23 protein-coding genes and 3 pseudogenes are annotated in these 19,139 nt (G+C 67.2%); 21 read left to right on the forward strand and 5 right to left on the reverse strand.

All coding sequences use genetic code 11. The annotated features are described in order from the left end of the window. Positions 1 to 7 precede the first annotated feature (7 nt). From BN4346_RS34495 to trmD, 3 genes are read left to right on the forward strand one after another with little or no spacing between them, the layout of a single operon-like run. A complete protein-coding gene (locus BN4346_RS34495; RefSeq protein WP_019736217.1) occupies positions 8 to 250 on the forward strand; it encodes an RNA-binding protein in 243 nt (80 codons plus the stop codon). An 11-nt stretch (positions 251 to 261) separates the two neighbouring features. Next, entirely contained in the window at positions 262 to 783 is a 522-nt protein-coding gene (gene rimM / locus BN4346_RS34500) for a ribosome maturation factor RimM (RefSeq protein ID WP_067971801.1), read from the forward strand. Positions 784 to 786: 3 nt separating this feature from the next. Next, positions 787 to 1,419: a tRNA (guanosine(37)-N1)-methyltransferase TrmD gene (gene trmD, locus BN4346_RS34505; protein WP_067971804.1), complete on the forward strand. Its 633-nt coding sequence runs from the start codon at positions 787 to 789 to the stop codon at positions 1,417 to 1,419. Positions 1,420 to 1,534: 115 nt separating this feature from the next. Here the strand turns inward: trmD and BN4346_RS34510 are convergent, their stop codons facing one another. Then, positions 1,535 to 2,431, reverse strand: a complete 897-nt coding sequence (locus BN4346_RS34510; RefSeq protein ID WP_067972432.1) for a serine hydrolase — start codon at positions 2,429 to 2,431, stop codon at positions 1,535 to 1,537. 36 nt (positions 2,432 to 2,467) lie between these two features. Beyond that, the gene (locus BN4346_RS47680) at positions 2,468 to 2,770 is read right to left on the reverse strand and encodes a hypothetical protein (protein WP_154677587.1); all 303 of its coding nucleotides are present in this window, start codon (positions 2,768 to 2,770) and stop codon (positions 2,468 to 2,470) included. A 57-nt stretch (positions 2,771 to 2,827) separates the two neighbouring features. Here BN4346_RS47680 and rplS point away from each other — a divergent pair, with 57 nt between their 5' ends. From rplS to BN4346_RS34570, 12 genes are all read left to right on the forward strand, one after another. Beyond that, positions 2,828 to 3,169, forward strand: a complete 342-nt coding sequence (gene rplS / locus BN4346_RS34515; RefSeq protein WP_024443224.1) for a 50S ribosomal protein L19 — start codon at positions 2,828 to 2,830, stop codon at positions 3,167 to 3,169. A gap of 67 nt (positions 3,170 to 3,236) precedes the next feature. Further along, entirely contained in the window at positions 3,237 to 4,064 is an 828-nt protein-coding gene (gene lepB, locus BN4346_RS34520) for a signal peptidase I (RefSeq protein WP_067971806.1), read from the forward strand. Between the two features lie 2 nt (positions 4,065 to 4,066). After that, positions 4,067 to 4,726 (forward strand): ribonuclease HII, encoded by a 660-nt coding sequence (locus tag BN4346_RS34525; protein ID WP_067971810.1) that lies wholly within the window; start codon positions 4,067 to 4,069, stop codon positions 4,724 to 4,726. Next, the gene (locus tag BN4346_RS34530; RefSeq protein WP_067971812.1) at positions 4,723 to 5,028 is read left to right on the forward strand and encodes a DUF2469 domain-containing protein; all 306 of its coding nucleotides are present in this window, start codon (positions 4,723 to 4,725) and stop codon (positions 5,026 to 5,028) included. Before BN4346_RS34525 ends, BN4346_RS34530 begins: the two co-directional genes overlap by 4 nt. A 42-nt stretch (positions 5,029 to 5,070) precedes the next feature. Beyond that, on the forward strand, positions 5,071 to 5,736 hold the full coding sequence (locus tag BN4346_RS34535; protein ID WP_067971815.1) for a GNAT family N-acetyltransferase: 666 nt from the start codon (positions 5,071 to 5,073) through the stop codon (positions 5,734 to 5,736). A gap of 168 nt (positions 5,737 to 5,904) precedes the next feature. After that, positions 5,905 to 6,141 carry a hypothetical protein gene (locus BN4346_RS47685; RefSeq protein ID WP_154677588.1) on the forward strand — a complete coding sequence of 79 codons (237 nt, stop codon included), beginning with the start codon at positions 5,905 to 5,907 and terminating at the stop codon, positions 6,139 to 6,141. A 178-nt stretch (positions 6,142 to 6,319) separates the two neighbouring features. After that, positions 6,320 to 7,558 carry an outer membrane porin GjpA gene (gjpA, locus tag BN4346_RS34540; RefSeq protein WP_078058633.1) on the forward strand — a complete coding sequence of 413 codons (1,239 nt, stop codon included), beginning with the start codon at positions 6,320 to 6,322 and terminating at the stop codon, positions 7,556 to 7,558. Positions 7,559 to 7,632: 74 nt separating this feature from the next. Then, positions 7,633 to 8,532: a PGRS repeat-containing protein gene (locus BN4346_RS48445; RefSeq protein WP_208863303.1), complete on the forward strand. Its 900-nt coding sequence runs from the start codon at positions 7,633 to 7,635 to the stop codon at positions 8,530 to 8,532. Then, complete coding sequence (locus tag BN4346_RS49505) at positions 8,457 to 10,352, forward strand: hypothetical protein (RefSeq protein ID WP_208863239.1); 1,896 nt, start codon at positions 8,457 to 8,459, stop codon at positions 10,350 to 10,352. Before BN4346_RS48445 ends, BN4346_RS49505 begins: the two co-directional genes overlap by 76 nt. Before the next feature lie 112 nt (positions 10,353 to 10,464). Beyond that, on the forward strand, positions 10,465 to 11,244 hold the full coding sequence (locus tag BN4346_RS34560) for a sulfotransferase (protein WP_235653738.1): 780 nt from the start codon (positions 10,465 to 10,467) through the stop codon (positions 11,242 to 11,244). Positions 11,245 to 11,254: 10 nt separating this feature from the next. After that, a complete protein-coding gene (locus BN4346_RS34565) occupies positions 11,255 to 12,913 on the forward strand; it encodes an AMP-binding protein (protein ID WP_078058608.1) in 1,659 nt (552 codons plus the stop codon). Between the two features lie 25 nt (positions 12,914 to 12,938). Further along, entirely contained in the window at positions 12,939 to 13,445 is a 507-nt protein-coding gene (locus BN4346_RS34570) for a MarR family winged helix-turn-helix transcriptional regulator (protein ID WP_067971825.1), read from the forward strand. 234 nt (positions 13,446 to 13,679) lie between these two features. Here BN4346_RS34570 and BN4346_RS47695 read toward each other — a convergent pair whose 3' ends face one another. The 3 genes from BN4346_RS47695 to BN4346_RS48995 all read right to left on the reverse strand — a co-directional run bounded on the left by BN4346_RS47695 (position 13,680) and on the right by BN4346_RS48995 (position 14,513). Then, complete coding sequence (locus tag BN4346_RS47695) at positions 13,680 to 13,847, reverse strand: hypothetical protein (protein ID WP_154677589.1); 168 nt, start codon at positions 13,845 to 13,847, stop codon at positions 13,680 to 13,682. A gap of 29 nt (positions 13,848 to 13,876) precedes the next feature. Further along, a complete protein-coding gene (locus BN4346_RS34580) occupies positions 13,877 to 14,269 on the reverse strand; it encodes a PIN domain-containing protein (RefSeq protein WP_167666219.1) in 393 nt (130 codons plus the stop codon). A gap of 118 nt (positions 14,270 to 14,387) precedes the next feature. Next, a complete protein-coding gene (locus BN4346_RS48995) occupies positions 14,388 to 14,513 on the reverse strand; it encodes an AbrB/MazE/SpoVT family DNA-binding domain-containing protein (RefSeq protein WP_235653625.1) in 126 nt (41 codons plus the stop codon). Positions 14,514 to 14,956: 443 nt separating this feature from the next. Between BN4346_RS48995 and BN4346_RS34590 the strand changes: the two genes are divergently transcribed. The 6 genes and pseudogenes from BN4346_RS34590 to BN4346_RS34615 all read left to right on the forward strand — a co-directional run. Beyond that, positions 14,957 to 15,208, forward strand: coding sequence for a hypothetical protein (locus tag BN4346_RS34590; RefSeq protein WP_067971831.1), 252 nt, complete (start codon positions 14,957 to 14,959; stop codon positions 15,206 to 15,208). A 56-nt stretch (positions 15,209 to 15,264) separates the two neighbouring features. Next, positions 15,265 to 15,696: pseudogene (locus tag BN4346_RS34595) on the forward strand (helix-turn-helix transcriptional regulator); the annotation flags it as partial. Between the two features lie 185 nt (positions 15,697 to 15,881). Continuing rightward, positions 15,882 to 16,250, forward strand: coding sequence for a YraN family protein (locus tag BN4346_RS34600; protein WP_067971835.1), 369 nt, complete (start codon positions 15,882 to 15,884; stop codon positions 16,248 to 16,250). A gap of 1 nt (position 16,251) precedes the next feature. Then, positions 16,252 to 17,763, forward strand: coding sequence for a YifB family Mg chelatase-like AAA ATPase (locus BN4346_RS34605; RefSeq protein ID WP_067971838.1), 1,512 nt, complete (start codon positions 16,252 to 16,254; stop codon positions 17,761 to 17,763). Next, a pseudogene (locus BN4346_RS34610) lies at positions 17,760 to 18,587 on the forward strand (DNA-processing protein DprA); the annotation flags it as partial. The gene BN4346_RS34605 and the pseudogene BN4346_RS34610, both read left to right, overlap by 4 nt. Beyond that, positions 18,494 to 19,126: pseudogene (locus BN4346_RS34615) on the forward strand (alpha-hydroxy-acid oxidizing protein); the annotation flags it as partial. The pseudogenes BN4346_RS34610 and BN4346_RS34615, both read left to right, overlap by 94 nt. Between the last annotated feature and the right edge of the window lie 13 nt (positions 19,127 to 19,139).

The raw sequence follows: 19,139 nt of genomic DNA on the forward strand, positions 1-19,139 counted from the left end.
CGCGGCGATGAGCGCCGTGGTGGCAGACGCCGTCGAGCACTTGGTGCGCGGCATCGTCGATAACCCCGATGACGTACGAGTCGACATGGTGACCAACCGCCGTGGCCGCACCGTCGAGGTGCACGTGCACCCCGACGACCTGGGCAAGGTAATCGGTCGCGGCGGTCGCACCGCCACTGCGTTGCGCACCCTCGTCGCCGGTATCGGTGGACGCGGTATCCGCGTGGACGTGGTGGACACCGACCGGTAGCCGGGCGGCTCATGGAGCTGACGGTCGGGCGTGTGGTCAAAGCCCACGGCATCAGCGGCGAGATCGTCGTCGATGTCCGTACTGACGATCCCGAACTGCGGTTCGCGCCGGGTGCGACGCTGCATGCCCGTAAGTCCGGTGTGCCGCAACGCGACTACGTCGTTGAGGCGGCGCGCCCTCATGGGGCACGCCTGTTGGTGCGGCTGGTCGGTGTCGGTGACCGCGACGGCGCGGATGCGTTGCGCAGCAGCCTATTCGTCGTCGATTCCGCGGAGTTGCCGCCGATCACCGAGCCGGACACCTACTACGACCATCAGCTCGAAGGCCTTGCGGTTCGCGACATGGCGGGGGAGCCGGTGGGCACCGTCACCGAGGTGTTGCACACCGCTGCCGGTGAACTGCTCGCCATCAAGCGGACCGACGGCCGGGAACTGTTGGTGCCGTTCATCGCCGCGTTCGTGCCGTCGGTGTCGCTGGAGCAGCGCGCCGTGGTGATCGACCCGCCCGAGGGCCTGCTTGACCTGGAGGGCTGAGGCGTGCGCGTTGACGTCCTGACGATCTTCCCGGACTATCTGGACCCGATCCGGCAATCGTTGCCGGGCAAGGCGATCGAGACCGGGCTGGTCGAGTTCGAGGTCCACGACCTACGGCGCTGGACTCACGACGTGCACCGCTCGGTGGACGACTCGCCGTACGGCGGCGGACCGGGAATGGTGATGAAGGCTCCGGTCTGGGGTGAAGCGCTGGACGAAATCTGTTCGGAGCAGACCGTTCTCATCGTCCCGACCCCAGCGGGCACCCTGTTCGACCAGGCCACCGCGCAGCGCTGGAGCGCAGAAGCGCACCTGGTGTTCGCCTGCGGCCGCTATGAGGGCATCGATCAACGGGTCGCCGACGACGCCGCTCGGCGGATGCGGGTCGAAGAGGTGTCGATCGGTGACTATGTGCTGGCCGGCGGGGAGCCCGCAGTCCTGGTGATGCTTGAGGCGGTGCTACGGCTGATGCCCGGCGTGCTGGGGGGGCCGAGCTACACCCGCCCGCCGAGCTGGCGCGGCCTGGACGTACCCGACGTGCTGCTCTCCGGTGATCACGCCCGGATCAACGCCTGGCGCCACCAGGCGGCCCTGGAGCGGACCCGCGAACGTCGTCCGGATCTGCTGGGGGAGTAGCCCACGGTCGGCTTCCGCCGCGCGAGTGTGCGGAATTATCGGGATTTCCGACGTTTTGCCTACCAAACCGCACACTCGGCGTCGCTAGGAAACGCCCGGTGCCGACGAAACTGGGTTAAATCCGCCCGCCCGGGAAGATGGTCTTCACGGCCTCGGTGATGGTGGTGCGCGCGGTGGCGTCGTCGCTGGGCTGCAGCGACTCGATCACCACGATGTAGCGGCGATCCGCCCCGACCACACCGGTCGACAGGTGCATCCAGTTGTTGCCGATGCAGCACATCCAGCCCTGCTTCACCGCCACCGGCTCGTCGTACAAGCCCTCCGGAATCCCGAATCGCTGCGGGTAGCCGTCCAGGCCACTCGGGGTGGACAGCGCGAGGTTGTTCATGATGATGCTGGCCTGGGCCGGCGGCAGGCCGCCGGAACCGTTGAGCAGCATGTCGTAGTAACGCGCCAGGTCCGGTGCGGTGCTGATGGTGTTCCACCAGGCACCGTTCGACGGCGGCGTGGTGCCGGCCAGGCCGTAGCGGCCGGCCACCCGGGTGATGATCGCGTTGCCGCCGTTCTGGTTCCAGAACGTCTCGGCCGCCCCGTCGTCGGACGCCCGCAGCATGGAATCCAGGGCAGCCCGGTCGTCGGCCGACAGGCCGCCCTCGGGTTTGCGGAGCAGCAGGTCGTCGGCGATGAACAGCTTGGCGACCGACGCGGTGGCGATCGGCCGGGTGTTGCCGTTGGTGATCAACTGGTGCGAGATCCGGTCCAGCACCGCCACCGAGATGTTGGCACCGACCTTGGCGGCCTCGTCGGTGGCTTCCTGCATGCGCGCCGCGAGGCCGTCGACCACCGCGGCCGGCTGAATCGCGGGCGCCCGGGGAGCTTCGATGGCGGTGGCCACCGGCGTCACCTCCGGCGCGTGGTACGGCGTCGGCCGTATGGCGTCGGCGCCATAGACCTTTTCATCGCAGCCGAATACCACCGTGGAAATCACCATGACGATGGTCAGCAGAAGCATCGATGGCCGCACGGCGGGTGGCCTCCTCAAGAGGTATCAGTCGCGTAATTGCACCGACATCGGGTTTACGGGCTCGCCATACTGCTGCCATCGGCCCGCCGGATAGGTTACCGCGTGGGCGTGCGGATCGCGCAGTTCGGTCGCCTCCAGAATTATCACGGCGGCGGGGTTCGGCGTGGAACGACCAGCGGCGATTTGCGCGATTTCACTGGTTGCGCTGCGTCTGGCACAATTGAGCAGTTGTCGCCTGCGGTTGATTCTGCAGCGGAGTCCTGGCGTCCCGGTCACCGCACAGTGCGACAACACGCCCGAACCCATCGGCTCGGTAACCGTCTGCATGCTCACAACGCGTGTCGGCCGGTCCGCAGCCGCGACCCGCGAGGAAGTGTTTCCGCAATGAACACGCTGGACATCGTCGACAAGGCGTCGCTGCGCGACGACATCCCGGCCTTCGCCCCCGGCGACACGGTCAACGTGCACGTGAAGGTGATCGAGGGCTCCAAGGAGCGCATCCAGGTGTTCAAGGGTGTGGTCATCCGTCGGCAGGGTGGCGGCGTTCGCGAGACGTTCACGGTCCGCAAGGAGAGCTACGGCGTCGGCGTGGAGCGGACCTTCCCGGTGCACTCGCCCAACGTTGACCACATCGATGTGGTGGTCCGTGGTGATGTGCGGCGCGCCAAGCTGTACTACTTGCGTGAGCTGCGCGGCAAGAAGGCCAAGATCAAGGAAAAGCGCTGATCTTGCCCGCGCCGGGCTTTATCCGGTCGGCCCCCGGTACCGCTGACGCGGTCATTACCCTGATCTCGTGACCGAAACCACGGGTTCATCGCCCGAAAGTTCCCCCGAGGCTGCTGAGGCTGCCGAGGCGCCCGAGGACGGCAAGCACAGCACGCTGCGCGAGTCGGTCGTGCTGATCACGATCGCGCTGGTGTTGTACTACCTGATGCTGACGTTCGTGGCGCGTCCGTACCTCATTCCGTCGGAGTCGATGGAGCCGACGTTGCACGGCTGCCACGGCTGCGTCGGCGACCGCATCATGGTGGACAAGGTCACCTACCGCTTCAGCACACCGCAGCCCGGCGACGTCGTCGTCTTCCGCGGCCCCCCGTCGTGGAACGTCGGCTACAAGTCGATCCGGTCGACGAACACCCCGGTGCGCTGGGTGCAGAACGCGCTGTCGTTCATCGGGTTCGTTCCGCCCGACGAGAACGACTTGGTCAAGCGAGTCATCGCGGTCGGCGGTCAGACGGTTCAGTGCCGTAACGACACCGGTCTGACCGTGGACGGCAAACTGCTCCACGAGCCCTACCTGAACCCGGCCACCCTGATGGTCGACCCGATGGTCTACCCCTGTCTGGGCAACGAGTTCGGTCCGGTGACCGTGCCGCAGGGGCGGCTGTGGGTGATGGGTGACAACCGCACCCATTCCTCGGACTCGCGGGCGCACTGCGACTCCGTGCAGGTTCAGCCCGACATGCAGCGCCGGATCCTGTGCACCGGAGCAGATCTGGACGCCGGCACCGTGCCGGTGGCCAATGTGATCGGCAAGACCAGGTTCATCGCCTGGCCGCCGTCGCGCTGGGGACCGGTAAAATCGGTAAATCCCCAGAAGATGGCCGAGCAGGGCCCGTAGCCATGGCTCCGGCCTGGCCGCCGCGCAGGGTGATCCGTCGTTCACCGGGGCTGCGCACTCTGGAGTCGGCGCTGTACCGCAGTGGGCTCGGTCCGGTCGCCGGGGTCGACGAGGTCGGTCGCGGCGCGTGCGCCGGACCGCTGGTGGTGGCCGCCTGTGTGCTCGGACCGGGTAAGCCTGCCGCGCTGGCTGCGCTCGACGACTCCAAGAAGCTCACCGAGAAGGTCCGCGAACAGCTGTTTCCGCTGATCCGCCGGCATGCACTGGCCTACCACGTGGTGTTTATCTCCCCGGCCGACGTCGACGCGCGCGGGGTGCACGTGGCCAACATCGAGGGCATGCGGCGCGCGGTGGCGGGCCTGGCGCAGCGGCCGGGCTATGTACTGTCCGACGGGTTCCGGGTGCCCGGGCTGCCGATGCCCTCGCTTCCGGTGATCGGCGGCGACGGGGCCGCGGCGTGCATCGCCGCGGCGAGCGTGCTGGCCAAGGTCAGCCGGGACCGTTACATGGCGACCCTGGATGCCGATCACCCCGGCTATGGCTTCGCCGTGCACAAGGGGTATTCCACCGCCGCACACACCGCTGCGTTGGCGGCGTTGGGGCCCTGTATTCAGCATCGATACTCGTTCGTCAACGTACGCAAGGTGGTGAGTGCCCGATGAGCGCCGAAGATCTCGAGAAGTACGAAACCGAGATGGAACTCTCGCTGTACCGCGAATACAAGGACATCGTGGGGCAGTTCAGTTACGTCGTGGAGACCGAGCGACGGTTCTATCTGGCCAACAGCGTGGAGATGGTGCCCCGCAACTCCGACGGCGAGGTGTATTTCGAGCTGCGACTGGCCGACGCCTGGGTGTGGGACATGTACCGCCCGGCCCGGTTCGTCAAGCAGGTGCGGGTGGTCACCTTCAAAGACGTCAACATCGAAGAGGTCGAGAAGCCCGAGCTGCGGCTGCCGGAGTAAACACCGCAGCGCCGCAGGGGAGTTGCGTCTAGGCTGACAGGCATGACTGCTGTCGACCGCGCCGTCTCGCGCCGTGAGATCACCGATGCCCTGCTCAAAGCCATGGAGCGTCGTCACGAGGTGCTCGACGTGATTGTCGACGCCGAGGACCGCGCCTCTGCCGTGCAGGCGATCGCAGACCTGCTCGGCACCTCGCCGGCCGGGTGCGAAGCGGTGATCGGAATGTCTCTCGATCAGCTCACCAAGGATTCGCGCGACCGGATCGCCGACGAGCTCAACGACTTGAACAATGAGCTGACCTTCACCCTCGGCGACCGGCCGGCCAGCTCCGGCGAGACCTTGGCGCTCCGGCTGTTCTCCGGTGAACAGGACCGCGACATTTTGGCCGATCGGACCGCGGACGTCGGTGCCAGCGTCGACGGGACCGGCCGACCGGCCGGCGGTCTCGACGACGAGATTCACTCCGCGCTGTCCCGGGTGGATGACGAGGACGCCGCGCTGTTCGTCGCCATCGACGGTGGGCAGAAGATCGGGATGGTCTTCGGCGACCTGCACCACGGCGAGGTGAACGTGCGGATCTGGATCCATCCCGAACACCGCAAGAAGGGCTACGGCACCGCCGCGCTGCGCCGTGCGCGTTCGGAGATGGCTGCCTACTTCCCCGGTGTGCCGTTGATCGTTCGAGCACCGGGCGCGCACGCCGGCTAATCAGTTTGGAATCCTTCACCTGACGATCAGGTGGCGGGTCTGTTCGATGGCGTTGCGCCGGGTTGGCGCGTGGCCGAGGGGCGCAATAAGACCCCACGGGGCATGTCGGCGTTTCAGCTAACGGCTATAGCTCCGTAATCGCCTTAATCCCAAGGGATTACCTGTGTAGTGGCAAACGATCTGCCGCGCGCGGAGCACGTTTTGGCAGGGCCGATGTGGCCGTTTCTGTTTGAACAACCGGGCTGGGCAGATTTGTTTGCCGTACTGGCCGCTATGTATGGATTGAACAGCTCATTTGGCGGTATTTCTCGGTTGCGGATCGGCTGGCTCCGGTGGCGAATTAAGAAGACGCTATCGGAAAGTTGGTCGCGCACAGGTTTACTCGTGAACACCTTGAGTTTCTGAGCCGACACCCATCCGAGGAGGCACCGTGCGCCTGGCATCCGGCATCACCGCCAGCTCCAGCGTGGCCTCGGCAGCACTCAAGTCGTCCATGACGTTCAGCGCAGCTATCCACCACAGTGAAGGGGCAACATCCATGGCTTCTCAGCACACCACCGACGCGCATTCGCGCGCTGTCGCGATCCAGCGGGGGGGGGGGGCGTCTCTAGGCTTAACTAGCCTTCGCTCCTTCGCGACTGCCGGTGTCCTTCTTTTGGGCGCCGGCGTTGTCGTGTTTGCGCCTCCGAGTGTGGGGCATGCACCTGGGTCGACCACTCTTCGCGATGTAGCGCTGGCCACCAGCGACTCCGGTCTGGCGGCCCCGTGGATCGATCAGTACAACACCGCGGCGCAGAACGCCTCGACGCTGATCCAGAACTACTACTTGGCTCCCGGGGTGGGGTGGCAGCAGGCGCTGGCCAACCAGTCCAACCTGTGGAACGAATTCACCAACGACCCCACCAGCAGCACCTTTTCCAGCGTGATGCAGCAGATCCAGACCAACCTGGACAATGTGTTGACCGGTATCGGGCTGCAAGGCACCAGTATCGGGGGTTTCACCGAGTTCGCGGGCTGGACGCCGGGCAGTATCGGCTCGATGGTGTTGCAGCACACCATGATCGGGAATCACGCCCTGATGTTCGGGGAGGCTCCGGGCTACCTGCCGGCTGGTGAGGCCGGGTTGATTGAGCCGATCATCAATTGGTTGGGGTCCCCGGAGAGCGCCATCGTGATGGGTGCGTTGGGTCCGATGATTGCCCCGTGGGTGGCGTTGTCGAACAGCATCACCGCCGGCGATGACTGGAACACCACGCTGGCCAATATGACCGGCGCCTTCTTCAACGGCGCCGATCTCAACCTCGATTCGCTGATCCCGACCATCAACAGTCTGATCGGCTCGCAGTTCCCGCCGGGCATGACCATGGCGGAGCTCGATATTGCTTTTGGTGGGCTGCTGAGCACCGGCAGCGTGCAGGTCGCCAGTTACACCTCGGGCGGCAACGAGGTTCCCGCGGTCGGCGGTTCGATCTTCAACAGCGTCGGCCTGCAGTTCACCGGCGTCCCCTCCCTGGGCACCCTCACCCTGACCAGTCAACCGATCGGACCGATCGCGGCGTGGGAGACGTTGTCTCAGACCATCAGCGGGCTGCTGGGTTCGGGATGGTCTGACCCGACAGCGGACGTCGGCAAAGGCACAGATGCCGCCACTGGGGGGAATGCGAGCCCCCCCATAACTCTGGATGTGGCGCCGCCAGGGGCGGGGATCACTATCCCGACGATTCTCGATGATTTGTTCGGCATTAGCTCCAGCTCAGCCGCCGCGGACACTGCGGCCACGGGCTTATCGGCCCTGTTCTCAGACGTTGCGTCCTGGTTCTGATCCGCCCTACTCGCGTCCACGGACACGTTCCCCCAACTTCTTTCAGCCCCGTTCTTTTAGGAAGGTTTACCCCGATGAGTCATTCCAGCAGCGGCCGGCAGGGCCGCCCCAGCAAGACCCCCGCGCGGCGTGGTACGCCAATGATGGGTGCTACCAGTGCGGTGGGGACGTTCCTCGCCTTCGGCATGGCCCCGTTGGCCGGCGCCCCAGCAGCCAACGCCGATGAGCTCGATGTGATGTTGGATCCGATCATCGATTCACTCTCGGGGATTGATCCCAGCCTGGGCGCCGAGGTGAGCAGCTGGGTGCAGGCCTTGGATGCCTCCTTCGCCGGTGACAGTTCGGCGTCGGTGGCTTCGGTGCTGGATCCTCTCGCTGCGGCCTCGACGTTTGATATGGCGCAGTTTGTGGATCAGTGGTTCTACACCCCGATGCACACCGGTATGGAGGCGTGGATCAACTCCTCGTTCGGTGAATCCATCGACAATGCGATCAATCAGTTCGCCGGGGTGTATCTGATCGGCGACGGCGCCGCCGGCACGGCCACGGATCCCAACGGTGGTGATGGCGGCTTGTGGTTCGGTGACGGTGGCGCCGGCTATGACGCGAGCGCCAACGTCGGGGGGGCCGGTGGTGACGGCGGCGCAGCCGGGATGTTCGGCAACGGTGGTGCTGGTGGTGCCGGCGGCGCGGGCGCTGATGGGGGCGCTGGGGGTGCCGGCGCGACGGTCATGGGTATCGGGGGGGTGCCGTCGGTAACGGCGGCGACGGCGGGGTCCGCGGCCTGGGCGGAGACAGCGGCAACGGCCAGCGGGCAGCCGACGGCACGACCGGCAATGGCGGCAACGGTGGCGCTGGTGGCGCTGGTGGTGCCGGCTACGACCCGACGCAGGATGTGTTGGCGGGGGCAGGGGTCTCCGGTGGTGCCGGTGGCAACGGTGGTTCTGGTGGCCTGGGTGGCAGCGGGACGGTAGCGGGCAACCACGGTTCCGGTGGTGTGGGTGGTGCCGGTGGTTCGGGCACCGCCGGCGCTGACGGCGGCGTGGGTACCGCGGGGACCGCGGGGTCCACGACCGGCGGTAACGGCGGCAATGGCGGGGTCGGCGGCGACGCGGGCCGTGGTGGCCTCGGTGGCGATTCCGGTGGCGGTCAGAGTGCCGCTGACGGTGCCAATGGTGTGGCTGGTCTGGGCGGCAATGGTGGTGCCGGTGGCAACGGCTATGACGCGGCCACCGATCCGGGTGCCGTTGCCGGTGCTGATGGCGGCAATGGCGGCGTCGGCGGCAACGCCGGACTGGGCGGTCTCGAGATTGACGGGGTAACCCGGGCTGGCGCGGGTACGGCCGGTGCGGGCGGCAACGGTGGTAGTGGTGCCACTGGCGCCAATGGTGGCGCGGGTACGGCCGGCAATGCCGACGGTATTGCCGGTGGTGCCGGCGGTGCCGGCGGCAATGGTGGTCTCGGTGGACTCCTGGGCGACGGGGTGACCCGCGCCGGGACCGGCAACGGTGGCAACGGTGGCGCTGGTGGCGATGGTGGTGCCGGCTATGACCCGACCCAGGATGCGTTGGCGGGGGCCGGGACCTCCGGTGGTGCCGGCGGCAATGGTGGTGCCGGCGGTGTCGGGGGCAGTGGCGCGGTAGCGGGCAACCACGGTGTCGGCGGTGTGGGTGGTGCCGGTGGTTCGGGCACTGCCGGATCTAACGGTGCCGTGGGTACCGCGGGGACCGCGGGGTCGACGACCGGCGGTAACGGCGGCAATGGCGGCTCCGGCGCCGCTGGTCTTGCTAACGGCAATGGCGGCGCTGGCGGTAATGGTGGTAGCGCCGCCGGCAACGTCAATGGCGGCGCCGGTGGCAATGGCGGCGCCGGCTCCGGTAGGTATGCCAGCTTCGGTACCCCGGGTGCTGCCGGTCAGGGCGGGACCGGTGGTGCGGCGGCCGGCACCGGCAATGGTGGCGCGGGCGGTAACGGGGGTACCGGCTCGATCGGCGCGCAGGGCGCCCTGGGTAAGAGCTATGCGGGCCAGGCCGGCGGCACCGGCGGCAACGTCGGCGGCGTGGGCGCTGTCGGTAAGGGCGGTGCGGCGGGCGCCGTAGGTACCGGCGGCACCGGCGGCGAGGCCGGCACCGCAGGTGCCGACGGTCAAGGTATCTACGACCCCAACCACGTGCACGGCGGTAGCGGCGGCAACGGCGCGGCCGGCGACTCTCTGCACCTCAACGGTGGTACCGGAGGTGACGGCGGCACCGGTGGGACCAACGGTATAGGCGGCGGCGGTGGTCAAGGCGGCAACGCCTACGACAACACCGGCAATGCGACGACCGGCGGCAATGGTGGTGCTGGCGGCAAGGGCGGCGCCGGCGGCACCGTCGCTGGTGACGGCGGCAAGGGCGGCGACGGCGGCAACGCATCCCCCGCGACCACTAACAGCGACCCCGGCACCATCACCAAGGGCGGCAATGGCGGTGCTGGCGGCACGGGCGGCACCGCTGCCGGTTCTGGCAACGGTGGTGCTGGCGGCAAGGGCGGCAACGCCGGCACCGGCACCCAGTACGGCGGCGCCGGTGGCGCCGGTGGTGCGGGCGGCGCGGTCACCGGCTCCGGCAATGGTGGCAAGGGCGGCGACGGTGGCGCTGGCGCCGTCGCGACCGGCTGGAAGTCCGACGGCAGCTGGGGCATCGACGGTTTCAGCAATAAGTTCGGCGCCGGCACCATCCTGGGCGTCTCCGGTGCCGGTGGTGCCGGTGGCGCCGGTGGTGCGGCCACGACTGGCCTGCCACGGACAGCCTGACGGAGTTGCTGCGTCAATTGTTTGTGCACGGATTTGGCGGAGCTAGACGTTGAAGCGACTTCATTTCATCTCAGGTCTGCCGCGTTCGGGGTCGACGTTGTTGGCGGCATTGTTGCGGCAGAACCCGCGGTTCGAGGGCGGGATGTCGGGTCCGTTGGCCGGTCTGTTCGGTGCCTTGTTGGGGGAGATGAGTGCCCGCAACGAGTTTTCGGTGTTCATTGACGATGTCAAGCGTCAGCGCATTCTGCATGGGTTGTTCGACAACTTCTATGCTGACTGCACCGCCGAGGTGATCTTCGATACCGACCGCGCCTGGTGCGCCTGGATGCCGGCGCTCGCGCAGCTGTCTCCTGAGGCGAAAGTGATTGCCTGCGTGCGGGATATGCCGTGGGTACTGGACAGCATCGAGCGCCTCATCCAACGCAATGTCTTTACGCCGTCGTCGATCTTCAACTATCACCCCGGTGGCACGGTCTACACCCGCGCCAATGGTGTTGCCGCCCAGGACGGCATGGTCGGCGGGCCTTACGATGCGCTCAAGCAGGCGTGTTTCGGTGCGCAGCGTGACCGCCTGCTTGTCGTGCAGTACGAAACGTTGACCAGCGACCCGGCCAAGACTCTGCACGCGATCTATGACTTCATCGGCGAGCCGGCGTTCACCCACGATTTCGATCATGTCGAGTACGACGTCACCGAGTTCGACCAACGGGCCGGCACCCCGGGTTGCACACCGTCGGGAGCACGGTCAAGGCCGAGCCGCGCCAGACGGTGTTGCCGCCGGATCTGTTCAACCGCTTCATCCACGACGCGTTCTGGCGCGACCCGCGCAAGATCCCGGACGGCTTACGTGTCGTGTGAACCCATCGAGCAGCCCCTCACGCATACCGGGTGAAGGAGTCGGGATGGGCGTGGATGTCGCAGCTACCGCGGACACGGCGGTGGAGTTGTTGCGTCAGCAGGCCGCCCGGTTCGGGGAGAAGACCGCGTTCAGTTACTCCTATCACGGGGATGGCCGCGATGGTGCTGCTGTGTCGTTTCGGGAGTTGGATGCTCGGGCGCGGGCGATCGGTGCGGCGTTGCAGCAGCTGGGTGCTGCCGGTGAGCGGGTGGTGGTGGTTTGTAGTCCTGGATTGGACGGGATTGCCGGGGTTTTCGGGTGTTGGTATGCCGGAGCGGTCGCGGTGCCCGTCCCTGAACGGGTCGGCCCGCGGTTGGCGTCGGTGATCGCCGATGCGGGTGTGGGGTTCGCAGTCGGGTCCCCCCAGATGCCGGCCAGTGTGCGCGCAGCACTGGCCACCCTATCCCTGGTGTGGTGTGGCACTGATGATGGCGATACGGAGCAGTGGGTGGCGCCGGATGTGGACGCCGACAGTAGTGCGCTGATCCAGTATTCGGCGGACACGGCGGACTGCTCTAAGGGTGTGGTGGTGACCCATGAGAATGTGCTGGTCAATTTGGGGGCGATCGGTGCGGCGGGGCTGGGGGATTCGCGTGATGTGGTGGTGTCGTGGTTGCCGACGCATCACGAGCGGGGTCTGATCGGTGTGGTGTTGGCGGGGATCTGCGCCGGTGCGACCACCATGTTGATGTCGCCATCAGCCTTCATCGCGCGGCCGATGTGTTGGTTGGAGGCGATCTCCCGGTGGCGGGCTACCGTCACGATGGCCCCGGATTTCGCCTACCGCTTGTGCGTGCAGCGCAGCACCCGAGACCAGCGTGAGGCGTTGGATGTGTCGAGCTTGTCCACCGCGGTGATCACCGGGGGCGAGCCGGTGCGGGCAGCCACGATGCGGGCGTTTACCGAGGCGTTCGCCCCGGCAGGGTTTCGGGCCGAAGCATTCACGCCGGTGTACGGCCTAGTCGAGGCCACTCTGCTGGTGTCGGGTGGTTCAACCTCCGACACCACAGTGGTGTGCCACCTTGATCGGGGCGGGCTGGCCTCGGGTTGGGCGCTGGACACCGACTCGAATGATCCGGGTGCGGTCGCGGTGGTGGGGTGTGGGCGGGCGCGCCAACACGTGGTGATCGTTGACCCCGATACCCGGGTGGAGTGTGGGCCCGATGAAGTCGGGGAGATCTGGGTCAGCGGGCCCGCAGTACAGCTCGGACGGTGTGCAGATCTGGTGGTGCTCGGCGGGGTGCACTACTACCCGAACGAGCTCGAATCCACCGTGCAGGATTGTCATGCGGTGTTGTTGACTGGGCGTGGTGCGGTGTTCGCCGATGAATCCGAACGGCTGGTGGTGGTGCAGGAGGTCAGCTGCCCGGCCGGTGAGGACGACCTGGCGACCTTGGTGGCGCCCATCCAGTGCGCGCTGGCCGAATCTCATGGTATTGACGCGGATTCGATCATGCTGGTGGAGCCGATGCGGCTGCCCACCGGACCTGACGGGCAGATCCGGCGTGGTGCGTGCCGCTGGCAGTACCTGGACGGCGAGCTTGACGCGCTCGCGCACTGGCACGCACCCGCATCGGTCGGCTTGGCCGGTGAACCGCGGGAGACGAACGTCGTCAAGCTCGCCGAAACCGTGACCGCCCGACGGAAACGGGTATGCCACTGATGACTCGCGGAAAGCGTTGGGTGTGATGGCCGGTTTCCTTCCGGACCGTATCGCCGGCGGGGTACCGGACTTGGATGGGGCCGAACACAAGTCGTGGCAGAACTATCTGGTGACCGTGTTGCGGATGGCCGCCCTGCTCAATCGGGAATTGCTCGACGCCCACCAGCTCTCGCTGGCCGATGTGCAGCTGCTGGATCTGTTGGCCAACTCGCCGGGCGGAAGTGTCCAGCTGGCTGAATTGGCGGAGGCGTTGGCGGCACCGCCGAGCCGGCTGAACCGTCACATTCGGCGTCTCGAAGAACGCGACTTGGTGGCGCGGACCGTGGACCTACACGATCGCCGCCGCGTGGTCGCCGCCATCACCGGACCGGGGAAAACGTTGGTGGACGAGGCTTTGCTCACCTACGCCAACGCAGTCCGCATCCACTTCCTCGGGCCGCTGACCCGCCCGCAGATCGCCGCCATGGCCACCACCTGCCGCCACATCAGCGACGGTCTCAAACCCACCGGGCGACCTCGACGTCCTCAATGAGGGCCGACGCTCGCGAGCGGCGACCGCGACGTCAGAGTGTCGAAATCAGCGTCAAGCCGTCGACGCCCACGAAGATCGCGTCATGCGCAACGAGCGGGACGCCAAGGCGGATAGCAGTTGCGGCCTGCCCAGCGGTCTGCCTCGTAATCTCCGTCGTCAGTCGGTTATCGCGGCGACCGAGGCGCGCACTGAAGACGCCGGTATCGACGACAACCGGTCCACGATCAGATTCACTCATGCCCGCCGTATGGCTTCGAAGAACGTACGTTCCTCGTCCTCGGTGAGGTCGTCGATGATCATCTCGTCCCCGGCGGGGAGTGGGCGCGCCGCAGCCAGGGTTGAAGTGACCGACTTTTCGAGACTGGCACCGTGGCGCCGCCGTTGGGTCGATGGCTCATTCATTACCGGTACCCCTTCACCTTGCTGAAAGGCTATCGCGACTGCAGCCTGGCGCTGCGGGAAAGTCGGCTGCTACCCGGTTGCGGCGGATCGAGGCGGGGCGTCGGCGGTGAGGGTGAGCCGGGTGTGCAGGCCGAGCCTGGCGGCGATATTGACCAGGGTGTTGAGGGAGAACTTGCTGACAGCAGCGCAGGGTCGACGGAGTTCATGCAGTCGAAGGTGATCAGTGATCGGATGGCCTCGGCAACCTGCTCGCGCGGTGCACGGTAGAAGGATTTCAGGACGTATACCGTCTCGGCCACAATGACATCCGCTAGCAGCAACCGTTCTGCGCTCCTTAGGTATTCGGTCGCGCGTGCAGCCAAGTCGGGTGGGTCGCCGGTGAGATGCCGGACCAGGATGTTGGTGTCGACGAACGCGGTCAATGACGGTCCGCGGTCCGAGATTGCCGGGTGCGACGCAGTACTTCATCCCAGGTGACGTTGCGCTTCGCGGCGGGGACCGGGATGGTTCCGGCGAGGTCAAGGAAGTTCGGTGTTCGGGCTAGGACTGCCCGGTTACCTTCGACACGGAAGACGACGTGATCTCTTCTTTGAGGTCGAGCGCATCGCGCACCGCCTTCGGGACGGTCACTTGGCCCTTTGACGTCAGCTTGGCGGAAACATCCATCTGGCATTCCTTACTTCAGCTATGAGGTAAGGATACCTGCGAACGGCGGGAGACCAAGGTGGTCGCGCGCACGGGAACCGTCGCGGTGTATGACGGCCGATCTGGGGATAACTGACCGCACGGCAACGGTTTTCAATGCGATCCGGCTCGACGCTGTCAGAGCGGTGACGCAACCTGACCGGCATGACAACCATGGCTCGTGCCGGGCTGGGGACCATGGCCACGTACGCGAACGAGGTCCGCACCCTTTGTCGGGCTGCTGGCCCGTCCTGGGGTTACCGCCCTAGCCACGTCGATCGGCAACGCCCTGAAATGTTCCCAGGGTCTTGCCCGCAAGTTGCGCATCAGCGAGATGCCTGGGAGTGCTGCGGCGCCCCGGCAATCCTTGACATTGTCGCGCGTTTCAACTCAACGGTTGACACATCGCAAGAGAATCGGGGACGATGAACAGTGACATCAAAGATATCGCCAGATGGGCAGAGTCGCAGGGCTGGCGCGTCGAAGATGACCAAAAGGGCTATACGCGGTTCTACGCACCTGACGGCACCTATATCGTCAACTACCCGGCGACGCCGAGCAGGCCGTATCGGCGGATGCACGAGCTGTGCGTCAAGCTCAAGAAGGCAGGGCTGCCGGTCCCACCGCCCAGCAAGAAAGAACAACGGGCACAACGCAAGAAGGGAGGGCAGAGGTGAACATCGACGATTGGGTCATCTCGTTGACGTTCGACGCCGACCCTGACCCCGACACGATGATCAGCTGGGAAGAGCAGCTGGAGGGCTTCGACGCCTCGGTGTCCCGGACGCCTGGGTATGGCATCGAAGTCACGGTGTACGCGCCAGGCCAACTGACCATGCCCGAGGCGGTCGCGAAGATGATGGACGAGATCGGACATGTTCTTGAGCTGTCGGCGCCGATCGGCATGGAAGTGGTGACCGAGACCGAGTACGCGCGTCGGGCTCTGGCTCCGACCATGCCTGAGTTGATGTCGGCTGCAGAGATCGCTGAAGAGTTGGGGGTGTCGCGGCAGCGGGTGCATCAGCTGCGCGATAGTGCGGCGTTTCCAGCTCCGTTGGCGGATTTGCGGGGTGGTGCGGTCTGGGATGCTGCCGCGGTGCGGAAGTTCGATCAGGAGTGGGAGCGTAAGCCCGGGCGGCCCGCGGCGGCGCAGGCCGCTGCTGCGTGTATGCCGGGCTTGGGGGCCAAGTAGCCCGCAGCAGGATTCGTGGTTGAGCCTGCGCTATGCATCAGCGACACGGTGTCAGCGGCTGTGCACAACGTTTGATCTGGGGACAACTGACCGCGCGGCAGCGGTTTTCGATGCGATCCGGCTCGACGCTGTCGGTGCGGTGACGCAACCTGACCGGCATGACAACCATGACTCGTGCCGAGTTGGGGGCGCTGGGGGAACAGCTGGCCGTCGATCATCTGACCGGGCAGGGCTGGGCGATTCTGGCCCGCAACTGGCGCTGCCGCTACGGCGAACTGGACGTGATCGCTACGGATCCCGGCACGCGCACCGTGGTGTTCGTCGAGGTGAAAACCCGCAGCGGCGACGGCTTCGGCGGGCTGGCCTATGCGGTGCCCCCGGAGAAGGTACGCAGGTTGCGGCGGCTGGCCGGCGCGTGGCTCGTGGGCCAGCAGTCGCACTGGGACGAGGTCCGTCTCGATGTGATCGGGGTGCGGATCGGGCGGTGCCGAATCCCGGAGATCACCCACCTGCAGGGGGTGGGCTGACATGGCTCTGGGCCGGGCGTTTTCGGTCGCGGTGCGCGGCCTCGACGGTTTGATCGTGGAGATCGAGGCCGACATCACCTCGGGGCTGCCCGGGGTGCATCTGGTCGGACTGCCCGACGCCGCCCTGCAAGAGTCCCGCGACCGGGTGCGGGCCGCGATCACCAACAGTGGACAGCATTGGCCCCAAGCCCGGCTGACCCTGGCGCTGTCACCGGCGACGCTGCCGAAGATGGGCTCGGTCTACGACATCGCGCTGGCCGCCGCAGTGCTCTCCGCGGACCGCAAAACACCGTGGTCCCGGCTGGAGAAGACCGTGCTGCTCGGGGAACTGGCCCTCGACGGGCGCGTGCGGCCGGTGCACGGGGTGCTGCCCGCGGTGTTGGCCGCCAAGAACGACGGCTGGACCGCCGCGGTGGTCCCGGTGGACAACCTCGCCGAAGCCAGCCTGGTGGACGGCATCGACGTCTACGGCGTGGCGACACTGGGGCAGTTGTACCGCTGGCTGGAGGGGGCGGCACGGCTGCAGGACCGGATCACCACGGTGGCTCCGGTGGTGGAGCCAGCCGCGGACCTGGCCGAGGTGGTGGGCCAGGCCCAGGCCCGGTTCGCTGTGGAGGTGGCTGCCGCCGGCTCACATCATCTGATGCTGACCGGGCCGCCTGGGATCGGCAAAACCATGCTGGCCCAACGCCTTCCTGGGCTGCTGCCGGCGCTGACAGAAAGTGAGTCGATCGAGGTCACCGCCATCCACTCGGTCGCAGGTCTGCTCTCGGGAAGCGCACCGCTGATCACCCGGCCACCCTTCATCGCACCGCACCACAGTTCCAGTGTCGCGGCGCTGGTCGGCGGCGGCTCCGGAATGGCGCGCCCGGGCGCGGTGAGCCGCGCGCACCGCGGGGTGTTGTTCCTCGACGAGTGCGCCGAGATCCGGGTCAGCGCGTTGGAGGCGCTACGTACCCCGTTGGAAGACGGGGAGATCCGGTTGGCCCGCCGTGACGGGGTGGCCCGTTATCCGGCCCGCTTCCAGCTGGTCATGGCGGCCAACCCGTGCCCCTGCGCGCCGGCCGACCCGCGGGACTGCACGTGTAAGTCGATGGAGAAGCGGCGTTACCTCGGCCGATTGTCCGGGCCGTTGTTGGACCGGGTGGACCTGCGGGTGGAGATGCATCCGGTGCGGGCAGGCGCGTTTTCGGCCGCCGACGGCGAGTCGAGCGCAGTGGTGCGGTCCCGGGTCGCCAATGCGCGCGCCGCGGCGGCGAAACGCTGGGAGCCACACGGCTTTCACACCAATGCCGAGGTCAGCGGGGCGTTGTTGCGCCGCAAATTTCGGCTCGATACCGCTGCGATGGCGCCGCTACGCGCCGCGCTGGATCGTGGCCTGCTGTCGATCCGCGGCGCCAACCGCACACTGCGGGTCGCCTGGACACTGAGCGATCTGGCCGGGCGGAACTCTCCGGGCCTGGACGAGGTCGCTGCGGCGCTGAGTTTCCGGCAGCCCGGGACGTCCCGGTGAGCGCCGACCACGCGACGCTGCGAGCGTGGGCCTACCTATCCCGGGTCGCTGAGCCACCACGCCCGGAGCTGGCTGCGCTGGTGGATCGGGTCGGTCCGGTGGAGGCGGCGGAACGGATTCGGCGCGGTGCCGTTGGCCCGGCGCTGGCCAAGCACACCGAGGCCCGACGAGACATCGATCTAGCCGCCGACGATCTGGAGCTGCTGGCCCGCCGCGGTGGTCGCCTGATCACGCCCGACGACGACGAATGGCCGGTGCTGGCGTTCGCCGCATTCGGTGGCGCCGGCGCTGCGGACAAACCGGATTGCCGTCCACCGCTCGTGCTGTGGGCGCTGGGTCCAGCAGGCCTCGACGAAGTCGCGGAGCGGGCCACGGCGATTGTCGGAACCCGCGCCGCAACTGCCTACGGCGAGCTGGTGGCCGCGGACCTGGCCGCCGGGCTGGCCGAACGCGACGTGGCGGTGGGCTCCGGCGGCGCCTATGGCATCGATGGCGCGGCTCATCGCGCCGCGCTGGCCGCGGACGGCACCACCGTGGCGGTACTGGCCGGGGGCATCGACATCGCCTACCCGGCAGGCCATTCCGCGCTGCTGCATCGCGTGGGCGCCGGCGGCCTGCTCGTCACCGAGTACCCACCCGGGGTGCGCCCGGCCCGCTATCGATTCCTGATCCGCAACCGGCTGGTGGCGGCGCTGGCAGGAGTGACGGTGGTGGTGGAGGCGGGACTGCGCAGCGGCTCGACACCTGGGTCCCGGGCTGGCGTCCCCGCGATCTGGCCACCTCGAACTTCCCGCAGCTGCGCGGGCACTGCCTGTCCAACTACTGGTCTGACCCGGTGTTTCGGGCGGGGCTGGCCGAGCCGCCCGAGGAGAATCCGCAAGCCGCCATATTGTCCTGGATCCAGACCTTCGGCAACCCGCTGACCTGGGATGACCTGCCGTGGCTACGGTCGTTGACCGACCTGCCGCTGATCGTCAAGGGCATCTGCCACCCCGACGACGTCCGGCGGGCCCGGGACGGCGGTGTCGACGGCATCTACTGCTCCACGCACGGCGGTCGCCAGGCCAACGGCGGACTGCCGGCGCTGGACTGCCTGCCCGACGTGGTGGCGGCCGCCGACGGGATGCCGGTGCTGTTCGACTCGGGCATCCGCACCGGGGCCGACATCATCAAGGCTCTTGCGCTGGGCGCCACCGCGGTCGGTATCGGCCGGCCGTATGCCTACGGCCTGGCCCTGGGCGGAACCGCCGGGATCGTGCACGTGCTGCGCTCACTGCTGGCCGAAGCCGACCTCATCATGGCCGTCGACGGCTATCCGTCACGGCTTGATCTCACCCCGGAAACGGTGCGGCGCGTCACCTGAGCCCCCGGGCGCC

The sequence above is a fragment of the Mycolicibacter icosiumassiliensis genome (genome assembly GCF_900078685.2).
GTDB lineage: Bacteria > Actinomycetota > Actinomycetes > Mycobacteriales > Mycobacteriaceae > Mycobacterium > Mycobacterium icosiumassiliensis.

What these genes read in the sequence shown, in the direction of transcription:
- BN4346_RS34495 (WP_019736217.1), top strand. Translation starts at nt 8, where the DNA reads ATGAGCGCCGTGGTGGCAGACGCCGTCGAGCACTTGGTGCGCGGCATC.
- rplS (WP_024443224.1), top strand. Translation starts at nt 2,828, where the DNA reads ATGAACACGCTGGACATCGTCGACAAGGCGTCGCTGCGCGACGACATC.
- rimM (WP_067971801.1), top strand. Translation starts at nt 262, where the DNA reads ATGGAGCTGACGGTCGGGCGTGTGGTCAAAGCCCACGGCATCAGCGGC.
- BN4346_RS47695 (WP_154677589.1), bottom strand. Translation starts at nt 13,847, where the DNA reads ATGAATGAGCCATCGACCCAACGGCGGCGCCACGGTGCCAGTCTCGAA.
- BN4346_RS34570 (WP_067971825.1), top strand. Translation starts at nt 12,939, where the DNA reads ATGGCCGGTTTCCTTCCGGACCGTATCGCCGGCGGGGTACCGGACTTG.
- BN4346_RS48995 (WP_235653625.1), bottom strand. Translation starts at nt 14,513, where the DNA reads ATGGATGTTTCCGCCAAGCTGACGTCAAAGGGCCAAGTGACCGTCCCG.
- BN4346_RS34565 (WP_078058608.1), top strand. Translation starts at nt 11,255, where the DNA reads ATGGGCGTGGATGTCGCAGCTACCGCGGACACGGCGGTGGAGTTGTTG.
- BN4346_RS34535 (WP_067971815.1), top strand. Translation starts at nt 5,071, where the DNA reads ATGACTGCTGTCGACCGCGCCGTCTCGCGCCGTGAGATCACCGATGCC.
- BN4346_RS34590 (WP_067971831.1), top strand. Translation starts at nt 14,957, where the DNA reads ATGAACAGTGACATCAAAGATATCGCCAGATGGGCAGAGTCGCAGGGC.
- BN4346_RS34600 (WP_067971835.1), top strand. Translation starts at nt 15,882, where the DNA reads ATGACAACCATGACTCGTGCCGAGTTGGGGGCGCTGGGGGAACAGCTG.
- BN4346_RS48445 (WP_208863303.1), top strand. Translation starts at nt 7,633, where the DNA reads ATGAGTCATTCCAGCAGCGGCCGGCAGGGCCGCCCCAGCAAGACCCCC.
- BN4346_RS34510 (WP_067972432.1), bottom strand. Translation starts at nt 2,431, where the DNA reads ATGCTTCTGCTGACCATCGTCATGGTGATTTCCACGGTGGTATTCGGC.
- BN4346_RS34525 (WP_067971810.1), top strand. Translation starts at nt 4,067, where the DNA reads ATGGCTCCGGCCTGGCCGCCGCGCAGGGTGATCCGTCGTTCACCGGGG.
- BN4346_RS34530 (WP_067971812.1), top strand. Translation starts at nt 4,723, where the DNA reads ATGAGCGCCGAAGATCTCGAGAAGTACGAAACCGAGATGGAACTCTCG.
- BN4346_RS47680 (WP_154677587.1), bottom strand. Translation starts at nt 2,770, where the DNA reads ATGCAGACGGTTACCGAGCCGATGGGTTCGGGCGTGTTGTCGCACTGT.
- BN4346_RS34605 (WP_067971838.1), top strand. Translation starts at nt 16,252, where the DNA reads ATGGCTCTGGGCCGGGCGTTTTCGGTCGCGGTGCGCGGCCTCGACGGT.